This window comes from Methylobacterium sp. CM6257 (assembly GCF_054611515.1).
Genome location: NZ_CM137735.1, coordinates 4,136,840 through 4,158,542, shown reverse-complemented (window position 1 = coordinate 4,158,542; position 21,703 = coordinate 4,136,840). Strand labels below are relative to the sequence as shown.

General features: G+C 70.6%; 19 protein-coding genes. 14 read left to right on the top strand and 5 right to left on the bottom strand.

The genetic code is table 11. The features are described 5' to 3' along the window. Positions 1-128 precede the first annotated feature (128 nt). The 5 genes from gyrA (at position 129) to ACYCO6_RS20270 (ending at position 5,208) form a co-directional block, all read left to right on the top strand. Positions 129-2,840, top strand: a complete 2,712-nt coding sequence (gene gyrA, locus ACYCO6_RS20290; protein WP_459762663.1) for a DNA gyrase subunit A — start codon at positions 129-131, stop codon at positions 2,838-2,840. Between the two features lie 247 nt (positions 2,841-3,087). Continuing rightward, positions 3,088-3,591, top strand: coding sequence for a pantetheine-phosphate adenylyltransferase (gene coaD, locus ACYCO6_RS20285; protein WP_459762661.1), 504 nt, complete (start codon positions 3,088-3,090; stop codon positions 3,589-3,591). Between the two features lie 17 nt (positions 3,592-3,608). Then, positions 3,609-4,157 (top strand): peptidylprolyl isomerase, encoded by a 549-nt coding sequence (locus tag ACYCO6_RS20280; RefSeq protein WP_459762659.1) that lies wholly within the window; start codon positions 3,609-3,611, stop codon positions 4,155-4,157. Positions 4,158-4,164: 7 nt separating this feature from the next. Then, positions 4,165-4,671 carry a hypothetical protein gene (locus ACYCO6_RS20275; RefSeq protein ID WP_459762657.1) on the top strand — a complete coding sequence of 169 codons (507 nt, stop codon included), beginning with the start codon at positions 4,165-4,167 and terminating at the stop codon, positions 4,669-4,671. 78 nt (positions 4,672-4,749) lie between these two features. Then, entirely contained in the window at positions 4,750-5,208 is a 459-nt protein-coding gene (locus ACYCO6_RS20270) for a peptidylprolyl isomerase (RefSeq protein WP_459762655.1), read from the top strand. Between the two features lie 219 nt (positions 5,209-5,427). Here ACYCO6_RS20270 and mobA read toward each other — a convergent pair whose 3' ends face one another. Then, positions 5,428-6,054: a molybdenum cofactor guanylyltransferase MobA gene (gene mobA / locus ACYCO6_RS20265; RefSeq protein WP_459762653.1), complete on the bottom strand. Its 627-nt coding sequence runs from the start codon at positions 6,052-6,054 to the stop codon at positions 5,428-5,430. Between the two features lie 3 nt (positions 6,055-6,057). Further along, positions 6,058-7,206 carry an iron-sulfur cluster carrier protein ApbC gene (apbC, locus tag ACYCO6_RS20260; protein ID WP_459773628.1) on the bottom strand — a complete coding sequence of 383 codons (1,149 nt, stop codon included), beginning with the start codon at positions 7,204-7,206 and terminating at the stop codon, positions 6,058-6,060. Between the two features lie 590 nt (positions 7,207-7,796). Between apbC and ACYCO6_RS20255 the strand changes: the two genes are divergently transcribed. The 8 genes from ACYCO6_RS20255 to ACYCO6_RS20220 all read left to right on the top strand — a co-directional run bounded on the left by ACYCO6_RS20255 (position 7,797) and on the right by ACYCO6_RS20220 (position 18,337). Next, positions 7,797-8,300 (top strand): pyridoxamine 5'-phosphate oxidase family protein, encoded by a 504-nt coding sequence (locus tag ACYCO6_RS20255; RefSeq protein ID WP_459762651.1) that lies wholly within the window; start codon positions 7,797-7,799, stop codon positions 8,298-8,300. A gap of 128 nt (positions 8,301-8,428) precedes the next feature. Beyond that, on the top strand, positions 8,429-9,721 hold the full coding sequence (gene pncB, locus ACYCO6_RS20250; protein WP_459762649.1) for a nicotinate phosphoribosyltransferase: 1,293 nt from the start codon (positions 8,429-8,431) through the stop codon (positions 9,719-9,721). Positions 9,722-9,996: 275 nt separating this feature from the next. Beyond that, positions 9,997-11,451, top strand: coding sequence for an MmgE/PrpD family protein (locus ACYCO6_RS20245; RefSeq protein ID WP_459762647.1), 1,455 nt, complete (start codon positions 9,997-9,999; stop codon positions 11,449-11,451). A gap of 110 nt (positions 11,452-11,561) precedes the next feature. Next, positions 11,562-13,610 (top strand): AI-2E family transporter, encoded by a 2,049-nt coding sequence (locus tag ACYCO6_RS20240; RefSeq protein ID WP_459762645.1) that lies wholly within the window; start codon positions 11,562-11,564, stop codon positions 13,608-13,610. 96 nt (positions 13,611-13,706) lie between these two features. After that, the gene (gene hisN, locus ACYCO6_RS20235; protein WP_459762643.1) at positions 13,707-14,495 is read left to right on the top strand and encodes a histidinol-phosphatase; all 789 of its coding nucleotides are present in this window, start codon (positions 13,707-13,709) and stop codon (positions 14,493-14,495) included. A gap of 121 nt (positions 14,496-14,616) precedes the next feature. Then, positions 14,617-15,759, top strand: a complete 1,143-nt coding sequence (locus tag ACYCO6_RS20230) for a hypothetical protein (RefSeq protein WP_459762641.1) — start codon at positions 14,617-14,619, stop codon at positions 15,757-15,759. A 72-nt stretch (positions 15,760-15,831) separates the two neighbouring features. After that, the gene (locus tag ACYCO6_RS20225; protein WP_459762639.1) at positions 15,832-17,277 is read left to right on the top strand and encodes a YcjX family GTP-binding protein; all 1,446 of its coding nucleotides are present in this window, start codon (positions 15,832-15,834) and stop codon (positions 17,275-17,277) included. 31 nt (positions 17,278-17,308) lie between these two features. Continuing rightward, positions 17,309-18,337 (top strand): YcjF family protein, encoded by a 1,029-nt coding sequence (locus ACYCO6_RS20220; RefSeq protein WP_459762637.1) that lies wholly within the window; start codon positions 17,309-17,311, stop codon positions 18,335-18,337. 10 nt (positions 18,338-18,347) lie between these two features. Here the strand turns inward: ACYCO6_RS20220 and ACYCO6_RS20215 are convergent, their stop codons facing one another. The 3 genes from ACYCO6_RS20215 to ACYCO6_RS20205 form a co-directional block, all read right to left on the bottom strand. Beyond that, positions 18,348-18,575, bottom strand: a complete 228-nt coding sequence (locus ACYCO6_RS20215; RefSeq protein WP_459762635.1) for a hypothetical protein — start codon at positions 18,573-18,575, stop codon at positions 18,348-18,350. 86 nt (positions 18,576-18,661) lie between these two features. Next, positions 18,662-19,213: an RBBP9/YdeN family alpha/beta hydrolase gene (locus ACYCO6_RS20210; RefSeq protein WP_459762633.1), complete on the bottom strand. Its 552-nt coding sequence runs from the start codon at positions 19,211-19,213 to the stop codon at positions 18,662-18,664. 46 nt (positions 19,214-19,259) lie between these two features. After that, positions 19,260-20,333 carry a UV damage endonuclease UvsE gene (locus ACYCO6_RS20205; protein ID WP_459762631.1) on the bottom strand — a complete coding sequence of 358 codons (1,074 nt, stop codon included), beginning with the start codon at positions 20,331-20,333 and terminating at the stop codon, positions 19,260-19,262. Positions 20,334-20,451: 118 nt separating this feature from the next. Between ACYCO6_RS20205 and ACYCO6_RS20200 the strand changes: the two genes are divergently transcribed. Then, positions 20,452-21,642, top strand: coding sequence for a YihY/virulence factor BrkB family protein (locus ACYCO6_RS20200; RefSeq protein ID WP_459762629.1), 1,191 nt, complete (start codon positions 20,452-20,454; stop codon positions 21,640-21,642). Positions 21,643-21,703 lie beyond the last annotated feature (61 nt).

Here is a 21,703-nt window from a genome sequence, read left to right as displayed (position 1 = left end):
CAGGCGGCCTCGGAAAACCTTATTTAACCGTCTGATATCACTGCTCTTCCGCAAGGCCGTCCCGGCGCACTTCGCGCCGCGTGAGGGCCGCGAGCACCGCCCGTCCGGGCTTCAGAACGGAAATCGACTTGGCCGAGAACGATCCGACTGGCGCCGCCCCGCCCGCCAGCGACATCCGTCCCGTCTCCATCACCGACGAGATGCGCCGCTCCTACCTCGATTACGCGATGAGCGTGATCGTGAGTCGAGCGCTTCCCGACGCGCGCGACGGCCTCAAGCCGGTGCACCGGCGCATCCTCTACTCCGCCTTCGAATCCGGGCACCTGCCCGAGCGGAAATACGTCAAGTCGGCGCGCATCGTCGGCGACGTGATCGGTCTCTACCACCCGCACGGCGACCAATCGATCTACGACGCCTTGGTGCGGATGGCGCAGGACTTCTCCATGCGCCTGATGCTCATCGACGGGCAGGGCAATTTCGGCTCGGTGGACGGCGATCCGCCGGCGGCCATGCGCTACACCGAATCGCGGCTGGCCAAGCCTGCGACCGCGCTGCTCACCGACATCGACAAGAACACCGTCGATTTCGGACCGAACTACGACGAGTCGCGCGAGGAGCCGACCGTCCTCCCGGCCCGTTTCCCGAACCTGCTGGTCAACGGCGCCGGCGGCATCGCGGTGGGCATGGCCACCAACATCCCGCCGCACAATCTCGGCGAGCTGATCGATGCCTGCGTCGCGCTGATCGACGATCCGGGGCTCACCATCGAGCAACTCACCGAGATCGTCCCCGGCCCGGACTTCCCCACCGGCGGCCTGATCCTCGGCCGGGGCGGCACGCGCCAGGCCTACGCCACCGGCCGCGGCTCGGTGATCATGCGCGCGAAGTCGCATGTCGAGGAACTGCGCAAGGAGCGCGAGGCGCTGATCTTCACCGAAATCCCCTACCAGGTGAACAAGGCGACGCTGGTCGAGAAGATCGCCGAGCTGGTGAAGGAGAAGCGGGTGGAGGGTATCTCCGACCTGCGTGATGAGTCCGACCGGTCGGGCATGCGCATCGTCGTCGAGATCAAGCGCGACGCCATGGCCGACGTCGTGCTGAACCAGCTCTACCGGTTCACGCCCCTGCAGACCTCCTTCGGCTGCAACATGGTGGCGCTGAACGGCGGCCGCCCCGAGCTGATGAACCTGAAGGACCTGCTCCAGGCCTTCGTGGACTTCCGCGAGGAGGTCGTCTCCCGCCGCACCAAGTTCCTCCTCGGCAAGGCCCGCGAACGCGCCCACGTCTTGTGCGGCCTCGCCATCGCGGTCGCCAACATCGACGAGGTGATCCGGCTGATCCGCACCTCGCCGGACCCGAACGCCGCCCGCGAGGCCCTGATGGGCCGCGACTGGCCGGCCCACGACATCGCGCCGCTGATCGCCCTGGTCGACGATCCGCGCCACCGGGTCGCCGAGGACGGGACCTACCGGCTCTCCGAGACTCAGGCCCGCGCCATCCTCGACCTGCGCCTGCAGCGCCTCACGGCTCTGGGCCGCGACGAGGTCGGCGACGAGCTGAAGACGCTGGCCGACGAGATCGCCGACTATCTCGACATCCTGCGCTCCCGCGCCCGCATCCAGGGCATCGTCAAGGGCGAGCTGGCCGAGGTCCGCGAGCAGTTCGCCACCCCGCGCAAGACCGAGATCGTCGACTTCGACGGCAGCGTCGAGGACGAGGACCTGATCGCCCGCGAGGACATGGTGGTGACCGTGTCCCACGCCGGCTACGTGAAGCGCGTGCCGCTCTCGACCTACCGGGCGCAGCGCCGCGGCGGGAAAGGCCGCTCCGGCATGGCGACCCGCGACGAGGATTTCGTCACGCGTCTGTTCGTGGCCAACACCCACACTCCGGTGCTGTTCTTCTCCAGCCAGGGCCAGGCCTACAAGGAGAAGGTCTGGCGCCTGCCGATGGCTGCACCCAACGCCCGCGGCAAGGCGCTGGTGAACATCCTGCAGCTGCAGGACACCTCCGAGCGCATCACCACGATCATGCCGCTGCCCGAGGACGAGGCGTCCTGGGAGACGCTCGACGTGATGTTCGCGACAGCCAGCGGCAACGTCCGGCGCAACAAGCTCTCGGACTTCACCACGGTGAACCGGAACGGCAAGATCGCCATGAAGCTCGATCCGGGCGACCACATCGTCCATGTCGAGATCTGCCGTCCGGACCAGAACGTGCTGCTCACCACGGCGCTCGGCCAGTGCATCCGCTTCCCCGTGGAGGATGTGCGCGTGTTCAAGGGCCGCGACTCCACTGGCGTGCGCGGCATCCAGCTGGCCAAGGATGACCGGGTCATCTCGATGACCATCCTCAACGCTTTCGATGCCACCGCCGAGGAGCGCGCGGGCTATCTGAAGATGCGCCGCGCCGTGACCGGCGAGGAGGAGGGCGCCGAGGCGGAGGCCGAGGACGGCGCCGAGGCCGCGGCCATCTCGCCCGAGCGCTACGCCGAGATGGGGGCGGCCGAGCAGTACGTGCTCACCTTGTCCGAGCGGGGCTTCGGCAAGCGCTCCTCGTCGTTCGAGTACCGGACCTCGGGACGCGGCGGCAAGGGCATCACGGCGATGCGGGTCAATGCCCGCAACGGCAGCCTCGTCGCCTCCTTCCCGGTGGAGGCCTCGGACCAGATCATGCTGGTCACGGATGGCGGCCAGCTGATCCGGGTGCCGGTGGACGACATCCGCATCGTCGGCCGTGCCTCCCAGGGCGTGACGGTGTTCAACACCGCCAAGGACGAGAAGGTCGTCTCGGTGGAGCACATCGAGGGCGAGGAGGAGGGCGGCGCCGAGGAGGCGTGACGCCTTCCGGCTCGGCAGATCCGCTTCGCAGGGCGTCTTGCTGGGTGCCGGATCGCATTCCGCCGGCGCTGCTTGCGCCCGGGAAAGGGGTGAGCCCGGTTCTGCACCGCCCCTTTCCCGGACAGGTGGAGCGACGCGGAATCGGATCCAAGATCCGGCACGGAGCCCGCCGCGGGAGCGGCTCGATGGGACAGCCTTCCCGTCCCCAGGTTCCGTCCGGCGCGAAAATGCACTAGGTCGGATCGCGATGACCCGCACCGCCCTCTACGCCGGCTCGTTCGATCCGGTCACGAACGGCCATCTCGACGTGATCCGCCAAGCCTGTCGGCTGGTGGACCGCCTCGTGATCGCCATCGGCGTGCATCCCGGCAAGGCGCCGCTCTTCTCCGCGGACGAGCGGGCCGCCCTGCTGGTCGAGACCTGCGGGCCCGTGGCCGAGGCCGAGGGCGCGGCGCTTGAGATCACCACGTTCAACGATCTCGCGGTCTCGGCCGCCCGGCGCTGCGGCGCCTCCATCTTCATCCGCGGCCTGCGCGACGGCACCGATCTCGATTACGAGATGCAGCTCGCCGGCATGAACGGCACCATGGCCCCCGAGGTGCAGACCGTGTTCCTGCCCGCCTCGACCCAGGCGCGCCCCATCACGGCGACGCTGGTGCGCCAGATCGCCGGCATGGGCGGGGATGTCTCGCCCTTCGTGCCCGCCGCCGTGGCCCAACGTCTCCGGCAGCGCTTCGCCGCCGCCTCCTGATGACTGGAAGGATCTCGATGAACCGACGCCATGCCCTCCTCGCGCTCGCTCTGACGCTCGGCTCCGCCACGGCGGCCCGGGCGGTCGATGCCAACACGGTCTATCTCCAGACCAAGGACGGCCGGATCACCATCGAGCTGCGCCCGGACCTGGCACCGAAGCACGTCAAGCAGATCAAGACGCTGGTGAACCAGGGCTTCTATAACGGCCTGAAGTTTCACCGGGTGATCGACGGCTTCATGGCCCAGACCGGCGACCCGAAGGGCAACGGCACCGGCGGTTCCAGCCTGCCCAACATCCCGGCGGAGTTCTCGCGCTCGGCCGAGTTCCGCCGCGGCACGGTGGGCATGGCCCGTTCGTCGGATCCGAACTCGGCCAATTCGCAGTTCTTCATCTGCCTGGGCGACGCGCCGTTCCTGAACGGCCAGTACACGATCGTGGGGAACGTCACCGACGGGCTCGACGTGCTCGACAAGATCAAGAAGGCCGCCCCCGGCGCCCCGGGCGGGGCCGTGCAGGATCCCGACAAGATCGTCAGCATGACGATGGCCGAGAAGGCCCAGTAGCGGCCGCATGCTCGGCCGGCGCGCAGCCTCGATTGCCCTGCTGACCCTGGCCGCGGCCTCGATCCCGGGGGCTGCGGCGGCTTACGACGGCGGCGACTTCTACGGCTACGCCTACGAGCCCGGGGGCGGCTATCCTCTGAGCCTGCCGCAAACCCTGCGCGCCACGATCGCGGTGCCGGTGTCCCGGATGGCGACGAAGCCCGCCGATACCCTGGCCGAACTCTACCCGGCGCTTGCCGCCTGCTGGCAGGCGCCGACCGGACTCGGCCGGCCCAGCGGCGGCAACGACGTCGAGATCACCGCGCGCCTCGCCCTGCGCCGCGACGGTAGCCTGATCGGGCCGCCGCGGATCACCTACGCGGCCGGCGTGGCGGGCAACCAGCGGGCCACCCTGGTGCGCGGGACGCTCGACGCGCTGGCGCGCTGCACCCCGGTCCACATCACGCCGGATCTCGGCCGAGCGATCGCGGGCCGCCCGGTGGCGCTCCGTTTCGTCTACCGACCGCCGGCCTGAGCGCCGGCAACCTCGTCACGGGCGCTGGCCGGATGCGGCGCGCGCCGATACAGTTCCCTCAACTGGAAGGATAGAACCATGGCCGACAACGAGACCATCGTCCTAGAGACCACCAAGGGCCGCGTCGTGATCGCGCTGCGTCCCGATCTCGCCCCGGGCCACGTGGAGCGCATCAAGACGCTGGCGTCCCAGGGCTTCTACGACGGCGTGCCGTTCCACCGGGTGATCGACGGCTTCATGGCCCAGACCGGCGACCCGACCGGCACCGGCTCCGGCGGCTCCGACCTGCCGGACCTGAAGGCCGAGTTCAACGCCGAGCCGCACGTGCGCGGCACCTGCTCGATGGCACGGACGAACTTCCCGCACTCGGCGAACTCGCAGTTCTTCATCTGCTTCGACGACGCCCGCTTCCTCGACAAGCAATACACGGTCTGGGGCAAGGTCGTGGAAGGCATGGATGTGGTCGACACGATCAACAAGGGCGAGCCGCCGCGCTCCCCCGACAAGATCGTGAAGGCGACAGTCGCGACGGCCTGAGGCTAATCTGAACATCGGGCCGCCCGCAGCCTGCAGGCGGCCCTGGCATCTCCAATTTAAAGCCCTCATCCTGAGGTGCCCGCGTCAGCCGGGGCTCGGAAGCTTCCAGGAATCGCGCGGCTGGCTGGAGGGCTCCTTCGAGGCCTCCGCAGCGCTCCGGCACCTCAGGATGAGGTCGTGGATGGGAATCGCGCGGCATCGCACTCACGCGCCCGGCGATCACCCGGGCGCACGATCGACGAATCCAGATCTCCGCTCAGCATCCTCTGCCGCCGCCAAGTCCTCCGGCGTGTTGACGTTGAGGAACGGGTCTACCGGCTCCACCGGCCAGGACGCCATCGCTGCGCCGTGTCGGGCGATGAAGGCGCCGACGCGCCGCTCGCCGCGTTCGAGGTAATCCCGCAGTTCATCGCGCAGGGCCGTCGGCCAGAGAGCGATTGTGTAGTGCTGCCGCTCGCCCGAGGCGGCGAGGGCGATCCCGGTCTCCGGCCCGGCCGCGCGAAGACGCGTCACCAGATCCTCCGGCAGGAAGGGCGCGTCGCCCGACACGCTGACGACCCGCGCGATCCCACACCCTGCAGCGTGCTCCAGTCCGGCGAGGATGCCGGCGAGCGGACCCGGCTGGCCTGGAAGTGGATCCGGCAGGATCGGCCCGGGAAAGCCGGCGAACCGCGCCGGATCGCCGTTGGCGCTCAGCGCCAGTCCTGCCCCGCATTGCGGCCCGAGACGCGCGACCACGCGCTCCAGCAAGGTCCGGCCGCCGAGCCGCAGCAGGGGCTTGTCGCCCCCACCCATGCGCCGCGCCTGCCCGCCGGCCAGGATCAAGCCCAGGACCGGCGGCGACATGGCCTACTCGATGACAATCTTCGGCGCGGTCCGCCCGGCCGGCGCGCCCGACAGGTTCGCCCAGAGCTTGGCGGCAATCTCGCGATAGACCTTGGCCTGCGGCCCCTCCGGATCGGTTGCCACCACGGGCTGGCCCGAATCCGAGGTCTCGCGGATCGTCATGTTGAGCGGCACCTCGCCGAGGAACGGCACGCCGAGGCGCTGCGCCTCGACCCGCGCGCCGCCATGGCCGAAGATGTGCGAGGCGTGGCCGCAATTCGGGCAGACGAAGGTCGCCATGTTCTCGATCACGCCGAGGATCGGCACCGCGACCTTCTTGAACATGGTCACGCCGCGCCGCGCGTCGATCAGCGCGAGATCCTGGGGCGTCGAGACGATCACGGCGCCCGAGAGCGGCGTCGCCTGCGCCATGGTGAGCTGCGCGTCGCCGGTGCCGGGCGGCATGTCGACCAGCAGCACGTCGAGCTCGCCCCAGAGCACGTCGCGCAGCATCTGGGTGATGGCCGACTGCACCATCGGGCCGCGCCAGATCATCGCCGTCTCGGGCTCGATCAGGAAGCCGATCGACATGACCTTCAACCCGTAGCCGACCATCGGCTCCATGGCCTTGTTGTCGACGACGTTGGGCTTGCCCGAGAGGCCGAACAGCTTCGGCACGGACGGGCCGTAGATGTCGGCGTCGAGCAGGCCGACCTTCAGGCCCTGCGCCTGGAGGGCGAGGGCGAGGTTGCAGGCGGTGGTGGACTTGCCGACGCCGCCCTTGCCCGAGGCGACCGCCACGATGTGGCGCACGCCCGCGATCTGCGGACCCTGGTTCGGGGGCGCGCCGGGCCGCGGCGGTGCCACCGGCGGGGGCGTTACCGGACGCGGGGCGGCGCTGCTCTGGGCCGGATGGCTCGGTCCCCGCTCGGAGGTGAGGCTCGCGAACACGCCCGAGACGCCCGGGATCTGCAGGACGCGCCCTTCCGCCTGCCGCCGCACCGGCTCGAACCGCTCGGCCTCGCTGGGATCGACCAGGATCGAGAACATCACCCGGTTGTTCGGATCGACCACGACCTGAGAGAGCCGCCCCGAGCCGGGCAGGGTGGTTCCGGCGGCATCGACGGTGACGCTGGCGAGCGCCTTCAGCACGTCATCGCGGGTAATCGCCAAGTCGTCCTCCACGGGGGCAAGCCTGTATGCCAGCTGCATGTAACCGAGCGCCGCGAGAACACCAGACCCCACCCCCGCAATCTGGAAGAGCACCGGATGAATGCGCCGCCGTAACCGCGCGGCGGACCGGCCCCGCGGTGCCCCCCATCGGTGCCTCGGCCGACGGGCGGCGAGGTTGCACTGTTTCATCGGGCCGCGGACCACGGTGCCGTCGTCGCGCCGGCAGACGCTGTTGCGCAGAGGCCGGCAGCCGAGCGGGCCGCGCAGATGCTTGACGCGCCCGATATGGACACCGCGATAGCGCCGGTTCGGGAAGTCGTGGCCGGCGACGCGGACGCCCGGGCCGAACCGCACCTCGGCGACCGACGGCGGACCGACGAGACAGGGCGCGCCCAGCATCAGGAGTGCGGCTGCGCGGCGGCCCGTTCAAGACGGCATCCTCCCGACCTCGGTCGATGCACAAGCTGAACCAACCGGACGTTGATCCGTTGTCGGGGCAGCCTTCAGGCGGGGACCCTTCCAGAGCGCGTGCGCGCCTCCGGGGAATCGCCGTCCGGACCGACCGACACGACGCGCAGGAGACCATTTTCATGCATCAGGGCAACCACCGCGACCACGAGGGCGCGAAGAAGCTCTTCGAGCTGATCAAGGACGTGAAGATCGCCATGATGACCACCGTCGATTCCGACGGGACGCTCAACAGCCGCCCGATGTGGAACAACGACGCCGATGAGAACGGCGACCTGTGGTTCTTCACCAAGCTGCACTCGCCCAAGACGGCGGAGATCAGCAAGGACAACCAGGTGAACCTCGCCTATTCCGACCCGTCGAGCCAGAACTACGTCTCGGTGGCCGGCAAGGCCGAGATCGTCCGCGATCAGTCGAAGATCAATGAGAAGTGGAATGAGGGCCTGAAGACCTGGTTCCCCAACGGTAAGGACGATCCCGAGGTAGCGCTGATCCGTGTGCATCCGGAGAAGGGCGAGTACTGGGACAGCCCCAACAGCAAGATGCTGCACGTCTACGGCTACGTGAAGGCCTCGCTCACGGGCGAGAGCCCCAAGACCGAGACCAAGAAGGTCGACCTCGCCTAAGCACTTGGTCGCACACGCGAGCGTGGGAAGGGCGGCGCGCCTGCCGGCGCGCCGCCCTTCTGCTTGACGCCCGCACGTCCGGCATGCGCTGTGGCCACTCCGGTACCGCGTGAAAGAGTCACGAACGCATGCTCGATCTGGCGAAGCGGGTCTACGATCACAGCTTCCGCATCGACCCGATCGTGCGGTCGCTGCTCGACACGGATTTCTACAAGCTGCTGATGGCGCAGACGATCCTGCGACGGCACCCCGACATCCGCACCACATTTGGGATCACCAACCGCACGCACCGGATCCGCATCGCCGACGAGGTGGATGCCGGACTCTTGCGCGAGCAGCTCGACCACGCCCGGACGTTGCGGCTGAGCAAGAGCGAGGTGACGTGGCTGCGCGGCAACGTGTTCCGCGGCCAGGGGCGGATCCTCGGCCCCGAATTCGTCGCGTGGTTCGAGACCTTCCAGCTCCCCGAATACGAGCTGGCCGTGCGTGACGGCCAGTACGAGCTGACCTTCCACGGGCCCTGGGTCGAGACCACCATGTGGGAGGTTCCGGCGCTCGCGATCCTCAACGAGCTGCGGGCCCGCGCCGTGCTGCGGGGTCTGGGCAAGCTCGATCTGCAGGTGCTCTACGCCCGGGCGATGACCCGGGTTTGGGAGAAGATCCAGCGGTTGCAGAAGCTGCCGGACCTGTCGGTGGCCGATTTCGGCACGCGCCGCCGCCACGGCTTCCTCTGGCAGGATTGGTGCGTGCAGGCCATGGCGGAGGGCCTGGGCAGCGCCTTCCTGGGAACGTCGAACTGCCTGATCGCCGCCCGCCAGGAGGTCGAACCGGTGGGCACGAATGCCCATGAGTTGCCGATGGTCTACGCGGCGCTGGCCGAAGACGACGCGGCGCTCGCCGCCGCTCCGTACGCGGTGCTCGCCGACTGGCAGGATGATTACGGCGGCAACCTGCTGGTGATCCTGCCCGACACCTACGGCACCACCGGGTTCCTGGCGAACGCCCCCGACTGGGTCAGCGACTGGACCGGGATCCGCATCGACTCGAAGGACCCGATCGAGGGGGGCGAGGAGGTGATCCGGTTCTGGCAGGATCGCGGACGCGACCCGCGCGACAAGCTCGCGATCTTCTCCGACGGGCTCGACATCGACGAGATCGAGCGGATCCACGCCCGGTTCCACGGGCGCATGCGCATCGGCTACGGCTGGGGCACCCTACTCACCAACGATTTCCGCGGGCTCCTGCCCGACGGCAAGCTCGATCCGGTTTCCATAGTCTGCAAGGTGACGGAGGCGAATGGGCAACCGACCGTGAAGCTCTCCGACAACCCCACGAAGGCGCAGGGGCCGGCCGAGGAGGTCGCACGCTACCGGCGGGTCTTCGGGGTCGGCGAGCAGGCCGCACTGCCGGTGGTGGTGTGACGGTCCCTTCGGGGCCCTCCCGATCTTCACCCTCATCCTGAGGCGCCGCGTCAGCGGCCTCGAAGGAGGCCTCCAGAGATCGCGCGTCTTCAGGAGCCTCCTTCGCGGCCTCCGCTGCGCTCCGGCACCTCAGGATGAGGGTGAGGATGGGAAGGCGCTGACGCTGCGTTCCGCGCGACCCACTCGGCACGGGTTTCAGTCACAGCAGAGTGAAAGCGGTCCGCTCACGGAGCGCGGGCGCAGGTGGTATGGCGTCGACCAACAGGGAGAACGCCATGTCGATGAATCGCCGCTCGCTCATCGGGGCCGCGGGCCTTGCCCTCACCACACCGGCCCTGCACGGCGCGCAGGCCGCCGAGACGCCCAAGGCCGCCGCCAAGGCGCCCGCGCCGCCGGTGACGAAGATCCTCGCCCAGTGGATCCTGAGCTCGTCCTACGACTCGCTGCCCGAGCCCGTCCGCCGCGAGGGGGTGCGCAGCTTCCTCAACTGGGTTGGCGTGGCGATCGGCGGCTCGCATCACGAGACCGTGGACGTAGCGGCCTCGGCGCTGCAGCCCTTCTCGGGTCCGCCCCAGGCCGGGCTGTTCGGCCGGAGCGAGCGGTTCGACATCATGAACGCCGCGTTCCTCAGCGGTGTATCGAGCCACATCTTCGACTTCGACGACACCCATCTCAAGACGATCATCCACCCGGCCGGCGCGGTCGCCTCGGCGATCCTGGCCTATGCCCAGATGAAGCCGATCTCCGGCAGGGACTTCCTCGACGCGCTGGTGGTGGGGATCGAGACCGAGTGCCGGATCGGCAACGCGGTCTACCCGAACCACTACGACGCGGGCTGGCACATCACCGGGACCTGCGGGCCGTTCGGCGCTGCGGCAGCGGCCGGCAAGCTGATGGGACTCACCGAGCAGCAGATGGTCTACGCGCTGGGGCTCGCCGCCTCGCAGCCGGTGGGCCTGCGCGAGTCCTTCGGCTCCATGAACAAGAGCTTCAACCCGGGTCGGGCCGCCTCCAACGGCCTGTTCGCGGCGATCCTGGCGTCGAAGGGCTACACCTCGTCCGACGGCATGATCGAGGCCAAGCGCGGCTGGGCCAACACGATCTCCACCAAGCAGGACTGGTCCGAGATCACCGACGGGCTCGGAACCCGCTACGAGTCCCAGCTCAACACCTACAAGCCCTTCGCCTGCGGCATCGTCATGCATCCGACGATCGACGCCGCGATCCAGATCCGGGACGAGGACCACGTCAAGCCGGAGGACATCAAGCGCGTGGACCTCAAGGTTCACCCGCTGGTGCTGGAATTGACCGGCAAGACTGCCCCGAAGACCGGCCTTGAGGGCAAGTTCAGCATCTACCACGCCGCGGCCGTCGCCTTCGTGGAGGGTGCGGGCGGCGAGAAGCAGTTCAGCGACCGGGCCGTGAACGACCCGCGCGTGGTGGCGCTCCGCCAGAAGGTCGTCCCGGTGATCACCCCCGGCATCGACGCCGCGCAGGTCGACATGACTGTCACCCTGAACGACGGCCGGACCGTCCATCGCTTCATCGAGCACGCGATCGGCAGCGTCGAGAAACCGATGTCCGACAAGCAGCTGGAGGCGAAGTTCGCCGACCTCGCCTCCGGTATCCTGCCGGACGCGCAGGCCAAGCGCGTGCTGCAGCTGTGCTGGTCGCTCCCCGACCTGAAGGATGCCGGCGACGTGGCCCGGGCCGGCGTTCAGGGAGCGTAGCCGGTCGGGCCGCCGGGATCGTTTTCGGCCCCCGTGCCGTTCCCCGTCCGTGAGGCGCCCGCCGGCTCCGGCGGGCGCCCGCGCGTGGCGTTCGGGAAGCGGATCACGGCATGGGCACAAAAACCCCGGTCGGGGTAGACTCGGCAGCGCGACCCGGGGATCCGCTGATCCCGCCGCGGCCGACGCGGGTCGCCGCGGCCGAGACGCCGCGGGCCGCGATGGCCTCGCCCGTGGTGGTCGGCGCCACCATCATCGCGGCCCTGTATTTCGGCCGCGAGATCTTCATCCCGATCGCGATCGCGCTGCTGCTGTCCTTCGTGCTCACGCCGCTGGTGAACCGCCTGCGGCACCTGCGCCTGCCGCGGTTGGTGGCGGTGGGCGTGAGCGTCCTTCTGACGGTGGGCGTCGTGGCGGCCCTCGGAACCCTGATCGGCATCCAGGCGGCCGACCTCGCGGGCGACGTTCCGCGCTACCGCGCCACCATCGAGCGCAAGATCGACGGCCTGCGCCACTCCCCCGTGGGGCACCTCACCGAGTACGTCGCCAACATCGGGCGGGCGCTCCACGGCGCCAAGGGACCCAGCTCCGCGGAGGCGCCGCAGCCTGCACCGCCGCCGTCGCCGGCCCAGGATCGAGCGCAGCCCGCGCGAAAGCCCGTGCTGGTCGAGGTCGCCTCGACCCCGCCGACTCCCCTGGAGATGCTGAGCACCGTGCTGTCGCCGGTGATGCAGCCGCTGGCCACGGTGGGCATCGTCTTCGTGGTGCTGCTGTTCGTGCTGATGCAGCGCGAGGACCTGCGCGACCGCGTGATCCGGCTCGCGGGATCGAGTGACCTGCACCGCACCACCGTGGCGATCGACGACGCGGCCCGGCGTCTCAGCCGCTACTTCGTGGTGCAGCTCGCCCTGAACGCCTCCTTCGGCGTCGTGATCGGCATCGGGCTCTACGTCATCGGCGTGCCGAACCCGGTGCTCTGGGCGATCTTCGCGGCCGTGATGCGCTTCGTGCCCTATCTCGGCGCGGTCCTGTCGGCGATCCTGCCGATGGCGCTCGCCGCCGCGGTGGATCCGGGCTGGAACATGATGATCGCGGTGGCGATCCTGTTCATTGTCCTGGAGCCGCTCACCGGACAGGTGTTCGAGCCGATCTTCTACGGGCAGTCCACCGGGCTCTCGCCCTTCGCGGTCCTGGTCTCGGCCCTGTTCTGGACGTGGCTCTGGGGGCCGGTCGGCCTGCTGCTCTCGACCCCGCTCACCGTCTGCCTCGTGGTGCTGGGCCGCTACGTCGACCACCTGGAATTTCTGGACGTGCTGTTCGGCGACCGGCCGGCGCTCACGCCCGTGCAGAATTTCTACCAGAGGATCCTCGCGGGCGATTCGGAGGAGGTTCTGGGCCACGCCGAGCTGATCCTGCAGCAATGTGCGCTCTCGTCCTATTACGACGACGTGGTCCTCAAGGCGCTCGAACTCGCCGCCCGCGACGCGGCCCGGGGAGTCCTGACCGCCCGGCAGAAGGCGGCGATGCGCACGGCGCTCGGCGAGCTGATCGCCGACCTGTCCGACCGGGGCGACGCCGGCACCGAAACCGCCGGCGAGGGAGCCGAGGGCGCCTGCAGCCCGCTGCCGCTGGGCCCGCCGCCGGAGGCGCTGTCCCAGGACTGGACGCGCGAGGGGGCGGTGCTCTGTGTCTCCGGACGCGGCTTCCTCGACGAGGCCGCCGCCGCCATCCTGGCCCAGATCCTCGAGAAGCGCGGGGTCGGCGTTCGCACGGTGCCGTTCGCCGAAGCCGCCGCGGCCCGGATCGCGCGCTTCGAGCCGGGCCCTGCGCGAATGGCCTGTGTCATCTCCCTGGCGCTCGACGGCGAGCCGACCCATCTGCGCCGGCTTGTCCGGCGCCTGAAGGGCAGAATGCCCGGCGTGCCGATCCTGCTCGGCCTCTGGCTTGCGAAGGGTGACCGGCCCGACCGCGTCACCCTCGGCCTCGGGACCGAGTGCGCCACCGAGGCGGACGGGCAGGTCGGGTCTCTGCGTGAGGCCGTCGAGGCGGTTCTGGCCGCCGCGCAGGAGAAGTCCGACGCGGTCGAACCGGGTGCCGGCCAGGATCGCGTCCCGAAAGCCGGGGATGGTGTGTCGCGCAAGCCGGAGCGGGCCGAGGCATGATCCAGAGGGGCTTGACGGCCCGGGGGGCGTCCCGGTTTCGTCACCGGACCGGCCAGCCGACCGGCGGGCCGTGGGGCGGATCAGGGAAGAGAGCCGATGAGCGTCGTCGAACTCGGGCGGTTCATGGACGACCTCGCGGACGCGTCCGGCAAGGCGATCCTGCCGTTCTTCCGGGCCCAGTTCGGCCTCGACGACAAGGCGCACGGTGGGGCGCCGTTCGACCCGGTCACCGAGGCCGACCGGGCCGCCGAAGTCGTGCTCCGCGCGATGATCGGCCAGACCTTCCCGGGGCACGGCATCCTTGGGGAGGAATTCGGCTCCGAGCGGACCGACGCGGAGTGCGTCTGGATCCTGGACCCGATCGACGGGACACGGGCCTTCATCGCCGGACTGCCGACCTGGGGCACCCTGATCGGGCTGACCCGCAAAGGCGTGCCGGTCCGCGGGCTGATGCATCAGCCATTTCTCGGCGAGCGCTTCACGGGAGACGGGCGCAGTGCGCGCCTGCGCGGGCCTGCCGGCGAGCGCACCCTGCGCACCCGCCGCTGCACGGATCTGGCCCAGGCTATCCTCGCATCCACGGACCCGCGGCTGTTCGCGGCCGGGGAGGAGGCCGAGCGCTTCCGGTCGCTGGAGGGGCAGGTGCGGCTGTCCCGCTACGGGGCCGATTGCTACGCCTACTGCATGCTGGCCGCGGGGCAGATCGACCTCGTGGTCGAGGCGGGGCTGAAGCCCTACGACATCGTGGCGCTGATCCCGATCGTCGAGGGCGCGGGCGGGCGGGTGACGGCCTGGGACGGCGGCCCGGCCGCGTCCGGCGGGCGCATCGTGGCCGCGGGCGACCCGCGCCTCCACGAGGCGGCACTCAAGGTGCTGAATCCGTGAGGATCGCACGCATTCGGGCGGCCCATCGCACGGGACCCGGCTCCGCTCACATGGAGCGCGCGGGAGAGCGTCCCGCGTCTCTCCGGTCCGTGCCCCCCTTCCGCCGTGAAGGTCCACCCGCGTGCTGCTGAGCGCGCTCGCCCTGGTCACCGCCCTGATTTCGCCCGCGCAGGATGGCGCTGCCGCCCTCCTGCGCGCGCTGCCGGCAGGGCCCGTGGCCGCCGCCCCAGCGGACAAGCCGCCGCCGCGCTTCGATGCCGCCACCCGGTCGGTCTCCAACTGGCACGAGGAGGCCGGCGCGAACCTGCTGCCGCGGGCGCTGGCGCTCACGGCGCGGCTGGCGGAGGATCCGCCCTACGTCGCCCGCTGCGTGCGGCTCAACAACGGCTGGTGCATCAAGTCCGCCCGCTGGCCCGGCGAGATCGGCGCCGATGCCGAGGGCCACACCGCTTTCGCCACCCTGGATGACGGCGCCGATGCGGCCGCGAGCCTGCTGCGGCGCTACTATCGCGACTACGGCCGCCGCACCGCGCTGGCCATCGTGCGCCGCTGGGCTCCGGCCGAGTGCCGGATCGCGTCCGCGCCTTCGCGGCCGGGACGGGCGGTGGCGGCGCCCACAGTCTCGGCGGCCCTGGCCCCCCGGGGGATCGGGCGGACCTTGCGCGCCCGCTATCTCGCCACGCACCGACCCGGGGGTGCGCCTAGGGGCCGGGCGGCGGCGCTGCGGGTGCAGCCCTGGTCGCCGCTGGCCCGGATGGCGGGCCGCCCGAACCGTCGCCCGGCCGCGGTGCCGCATGTGGCGACGCTTCAGCCGGTACCCGACATTGCGGCCGGGATCACCCCGTCTCTCGGATCGGTACGTCAGGGCCCGAAACCGACGGCCCGCGGCGCCGCCGATCCGGCCGCGCTCCTGGACCGCAAGGTGCCGAGCCCGGACCGGATGGTGGCCGAATCCGCGCTGCTGCCGGCCATCGCCGCGGGCCTGCCGGTCCTCGACCTGCGCCTGCCGACCCCGCTCTGCACCGGCGATGAGGTGCGGATCCAGGCCTACGCCCACCGGATCAGCGGCAGCGTCGGGCTGAAGCCCGGCGACGACCTCGACCTGTTCGGACCGGACGGTTCGCCGCGGCCGAACCTCGCGCCAGTGATGCTGGCGATGTCGGCTGTGGAACTCGGCACGCTTCGGGCCGGCCCGGACCTCGTCGCCGGGGCGATCGACCGGCTGAAACCGATCACGCCTGTCGCCCACGAGGCCGCCCATTAGCCACAAGCCTTGCGGTCCGGCCGCCGCCGCGCCACCTCTGCGCGGCCTGTTCCCCTCACGACGAGCCCGCCCGTGCCCCTGACCGACCTTGCCGCGCGCGCCGGCTCGGCCGTCAAAGCCTTCGCCGAAGCCTCGCACGACCTCTTGATCCAGCCGACGCTGCGGCTCGGGGTCACCGGGCTCGCGCGCTCGGGCAAGACCGTCTTCACCACGGCGCTGATCCACCACCTCGTAGAGACTCATGCCCTGCCGGCCTTCGCGCCCGCGCAGGAGGGCCGCCTGCGCCGCGCCCGCCTCGTCCCGCAGCCCGACGACGACGTGCCGCGCTTCCCGTTCGAGGAGCATTTCGCGACCCTCACGGAGGCCCGGTGCTGGCCCCGCTCCACCGACCGGATCAGCCAGTTCCGCCTGGAAATCGCCTATGAGCGGACAGCCGGCTGGCGCACCGGCCCCGCGACCCTGATGCTCGACGTGGTCGATTATCCGGGCGAGTGGCTCCTCGACCTCGCGCTGATCGAGACAAGCTACACGGCCTGGTCGCGGGCCACGATCAACGGCACACGCCGGCCGGGCCGCGCCGCGGTGGCGGGACCCTGGCTCGAGGCGCTCAAGGGCTTCGATCCGAACGGCCCCCTCGACGAGGTCGCGGCCGAACGCGCCAGCGACGCGTTCAAGACCTATCTGGCGGGCCTGCGCGCCGGCCCGGAATCGGTGGCCACGACGCCGCCGGGCCGGTTCCTGATGCCGGGCGACCTCGCGGGCTCCCCCGCGCTCACCTTCGCGCCGCTGAACGGGCTTACCGAGACGATCGCCCCCGACAGCCTCGCCGGCCTGATGGAGCGGCGTTTCGAGGCCTACAAGGCCAAGGTCGTCACCCCGTTCTTCCGCGACCATTTCCAGCGGGTGGACCGGCAGATCGTGCTGGTGGACGTGCTCTCCGCCGTCGATGCCGGCCCGACCGCGCTGGCGGAGCTGGAGGAGGCGCTGGACGCGGTGCTCCTGAGCCTCAACATCGGCCGCAACACCGTGCTGTCGCGCCTGTTCGCCCCCCGGGCCGACCGGGTGCTGTTCGCCGCCACCAAGGCCGATCATCTCCACCAGACGAGCCACGACCGGCTCGACGCGCTGCTGCGGCTGCTGGTGTCCCGGGCCATGCGGCGCACCGAGGCCGCGGGCGCCCGGGTCGGCACCGTTGCGCTCGCCTCCGTGCGCGCCACCCGGGAGACCACGGTCCACGACGGCGCCGAGACCCTGCGCGCCGTCGCCGGCACCCCGGAGGCCGGCGAGGTGGTGGGCGACGAGGTGTTCGACGGCAACAGCGAGGCCGCGATCTTCCCGGGCGAATTGCCCGCCCGCGCCGAGGCTGTGCTGGAGGGGGCGGTCGAGCCGGGCTCGTTGCGCTTCCCCCGCTTCCGGCCGCCGCTGGTCCGGCCGGACAGCCTTGGGCGCCCCGGTCACCTGCCGCAGATCCGGCTGGACCGGGCCATGCAGTTCCTCATCGGGGACAGGCTGGCGTAACGATGTCAGCGAGTCTGCGGAGCACTCAGCCATGACCTCGGGCCAGAAACCCCGCGCCTTCCGCATCACCCCCGAACCGTCGGCGGATCCGAGCGTGACCACCACACCGCTCACCGCCCGGCCACCGCAGGCCCGGATCGTTGAGGAGCCCTTCGAGATCGTCGACGCGGCCGACGGCGTGGCGGTGCCGGTGGCGCCGCGCCGGCGCTCGCCCTGGGGGGGGCTGTTCCTGTCGGCGGTCGGCGGCTTGGTCTCGCTCGGGATCGGGCTCTCGGTGGAGCGGATGATCGCCGACCTGTTCCAGGCCGCACCCTGGCTCGGCTGGGTGGCGCTCGCCTTGCTCGGGCTGGCCGCACTCGCGCTCCTGGCCATCGTCGCGCGGGAACTCGCCGGCCTGCGGCGCGAGCGGAAGATCGAGCGCCTGCGCCAGTCGGCCCTCGACGCCCTCGGCAGCCGAGACCACACCGGCGCGCAGGATGTGGTGCAGGCGCTCTCGGCCTTCTACGCCGACCGCGACGCCCTGTCGGCGGGCCGCGCCCGGATTGACGCCGCCGCCGACGCGATCCTCGACGTGGACGACCGGATCGGGCTGGCCGAGCACGAGCTGCTGGCCGGTCTCGACCGGCAGGCCTGCAACGCCATCGCGACGGCGGCCAAGCAGGTCTCGGCGGTAACGGCACTCAGCCCGCGGGCGATCGTGGACGTCGCCTTCGTGGTCTTCGCCGCCGTGCGGCTGCTGCGCCGGATCGCGGCGATCTATGGCGGGCGCCCGGGCTTCCTGGGCTTCCTGCGCCTGGCGCGCGCCGCCGTGGCGCATCTCACCATCACCGGCGGGATGGCGGTGGGCGAGAGCGTGATGCAGCAGGTGCTGGGGCTGGGGATCGCCGCCCGGATCTCGGCCAAGCTGGGGGAGGGCGTGCTGAACGGGTTGATGACCGCCCGCTTCGGGCTCGCCGCCCTGAATGTCTGCCGGCCGCTGCCCTTCGTGCGGGAAGCGCCGCCGCGGCTCGCCGACGTGGCCGGCGAGTTGCTGCGGGCGGCCGAGGCCGACGCGAAATAGGCCCGCGGCGCTACTTGCCGCCCGCCGCGGCGCGGCGGTTGGCGATGCGGGAGAACATGTTGCCGGTGTAGTCGGCGCTCTTGGGCTTCTCGGGCTCACCGAGCTTGGCCTCGAAGGCCTCGATGCGCTTCAAGAGCGCCACGTCGTTGAACAGCGAGCTGTTGAAGTTGGACTGGGCCCGGGGCCCGAGGGCGGCCTGCACCGCGTCGAGTCGTTCCAGAAGCTCTTTACGCGTCACGGTGCTCTCCAGGGGCGCCTTCGGGACGAAGACCGCCCGTAGCGCCACTGGACGGGCTGAGGGTAAACGGAGCGTTAACGCCCGGCCTACAGCCCCTTCAGGAATCCCGCCAGCCGCATCAGTCCCTCGGGCCAGGGCCCGTGCCCGCTCGCCACGTTGATGTGACCGGACTCGCCCGCATCGACCGTGAGCGCCCCCCAGGCATGGGCGAAATCGTCGGCGCGGTCGTAGCGGCAATGCGGATCAGTCCTGCTGGCGACCAAGAGCGACGGGAAGGGCAGGGGATCCCGCGGCACCGGCGCGAAGGCGCGCGCCGAATCCGGCAGGTGCGGCGCTTCCTCCACGTCCGGCACGGCCACCAACAGGGCGCCGCGCACGATGCCGGCCGGGAAGCGCGGCACCGCCTCGACGCTCGCGACCACGCCAAGGCTGTGGGCGATCAGGATCACCGGCCGGGTCGCGGCCGCGACCGCCTCGGCGATCCGCCCGCACCACGCCTCGGGCGTCGGCGCATGCCAATCGTCCTGCTCGACCACCCGCGCGGTGGCGAGGCGCCCCGCCCAGCGGGCCTGCCAGTGGTCCTCCTCGGAACCCCCAAGCCCCGGGACGATGAGGATGTCGCAATCGGCGGTCTTCATGGCGGGATGCCTAAAGCGGTCCGGGGAGGGCGTCGAGACCGGCCCGTCACTCGGCGGCGAGCGGGCCCGCCCGCTCCAGATCCGCGATGTATCGGGCGATCTGCATCGAGGCGAGGTTCTTCGCCTTGGCCTCGATCTCGAAATCCGCCCAGACGAGATGGCGGGCGACCAAGTCGTTCACCGCCCGGTTCCACATCATGTCGGAATGGGCCGCGAGGTCCCGGACCGCGTGGCCGGCAGCCCGCAGGGCCGGGAAGTCGGGCAGGACGTCCGGGTCGCAATCCTCCGCGACCGCCTCGCGCGACACGCTGATATGCGCCACCGGCCGCACACCGCGCCAGGAATCCCGGACCCGGGCGATCCGCGGATCCTCCGGCTCCAGATACTCGCCGCCGCTCTGGACCCAGTGATGGTGCAGGTCGAGCACCACCGGCACGAGATCGGCGAGCCGCAGCACCGCGTCGAGGCCGAAGACATTCTCATCGTTCTCCACGGTGACGAGGTCGCGCGCCACGCGGCTCGCCCGGGGCAGGGTCTCGCGGAAGCCATCGACTCCGGGGTCGCCCGCGCCGACATGGATGTTGATATGGGCGCCGTGCGGATGCCAGCCGCCGCCGTAACCCATGCGGTCGAAGATCTCGGCATGGTAGTCGAGTTCCGACAGGCCGTTCGCCACGGCCGCCGGGTTGCGGCTCGCGAGCAGGCAGAACGGGCCCGGGTGGAAGCTCAGGCGCACCCCGAGCCGACGCGCCAGCGCCCCCGCCTCCGCGAGGCCGCGCTCGACGAGCGCCGCCATCGCGGGCTCGGCGTAAAGGGCCTGCGCGATCGGGTGGGTGTAGCCAGGCAGGACATTGCTCGCCATGCGCAGCAGGCGCTCGATCGGCGGGCGGGCCCCGACCCAGGCGATCTGGCGGGCGAGCACGTCAAGGTTATGGGCAACCAAGCCGGAGAGCTTCGCCCGCCGGGCGGCGGGCTCCAGCTTGGTGAGATGGGCCATCGTCACGCTGGTCAGGTTCATGTGGAGCGTCGCGTCGCGCTCCGCCTTGAGCGTGGCATGTGTGCCGGGAGGTTCGTCCAGGACGAACTTGCAACAGAAACCGAGACGGGGATGATCGCGCATAAGATGCACAACGCGCGGATGCCCCTGGCGTCCCCGGGACCTGCGCGGAACGGCCGCTTGGCGGAGGCGTTTGAAGTCCCGAGCGCGGCAGTTCCGCGCGTACGGCCCTTCCCGACCCATGCCATCGTCGCCTTCGCGCCCGAGCGGACAGCCTGATACCGGCTCGGTCTTGTGGATCCTGATGCTCGGCTCGGCGCTGGTGGCCCTCGCGGCGGCCCCTGGTCGGCGCTTCCTGCCGGTGCTGCCCACCGCCGCCGAACCGCCGACCGATCCCGAGCAAGGCTGCGACGGCGAAGACGCGCACGAGGGCGTGGCAGCCGGGGCGCGCTCCATCTCCGGCCGCGCCGCGCAGCTCATGGCGGCGACGCAGCCGGAGCGCGGGCGCACCGCCAACAGCCCCGCTGAGATGACCGGCTCCGGCTGGAAGGACATCGCGGTCCGGGTCTACCTGGAATTCAACAAGGACCGGGTGCTGGCGGTCGCCGCCGGCGTCACCTTCTACACGCTGCTGTCGCTGTTCCCGGCGATCGCCGCGCTGGTGACCTGCTATGGCCTGTTCGCGGACGTGACCGTGATCAACGACCACCTCGCGCAGCTCCACGCCGTGCTCCCCTCCGGGGCGGTCGAGCTGATCGGCGATCAGGTCAAGCGCATCGCGTCCCGGGGTACGGGCTCGCTGAGCGTGACGTTCTTTACCAGCCTTCTGCTGTCGATCTGGAGCGCCAACGCCGCCATGAAGGCGATGTTCGACGCGCTGAACGTCGTCTACGAGGAGGAGGAGAAGCGCAATTTTTTCTGGCTGAACGTCCGTTCCCTGACGTTCACGGTAGGCGCCCTGATGTTCATCATCATCGCGCTCAACGCCATCGTGGTAGTGCCGGTGGTGCTGAACCTCCTCGGCCTCGGCTCGACCGCGTGGCTGCTCGCGGCCCTGCGCTGGCCGGCCATCCTCATCGTGCTGCTGGGCGGACTCTCGGTGCTCTACCGGTTCGGTCCGAGCCGGGAGCACGCCCGCTGGCGCTGGGTCGGGGTCGGCAGCGTAGTCGCGGGCCTGCTCTGGCTCGTCGCCTCGCTGCTGTTCTCCTGGTACGTCGCGAATTTCGGCACCTACAACGAGACCTACGGCTCGCTCGGCGCCGTGATCGGCTTCATGACCTGGATCTGGATCTCCTCGACGATCGTGCTGCTCGGCGGCGAGATCAACGCCGAGCTCGAGCACCAGACCGCCTGCGACACCACAACGGGCGCGCCCCTGCCGATGGGCCGCCGCCAAGCCCGGATGGCCGACACTTTGGGCGCAGCAGCCTAACCCTAGCGCCGACGCACCGTGGCTCAAGGCCGCGCCGCCAAGCTTCCCGCATCCGGGACTG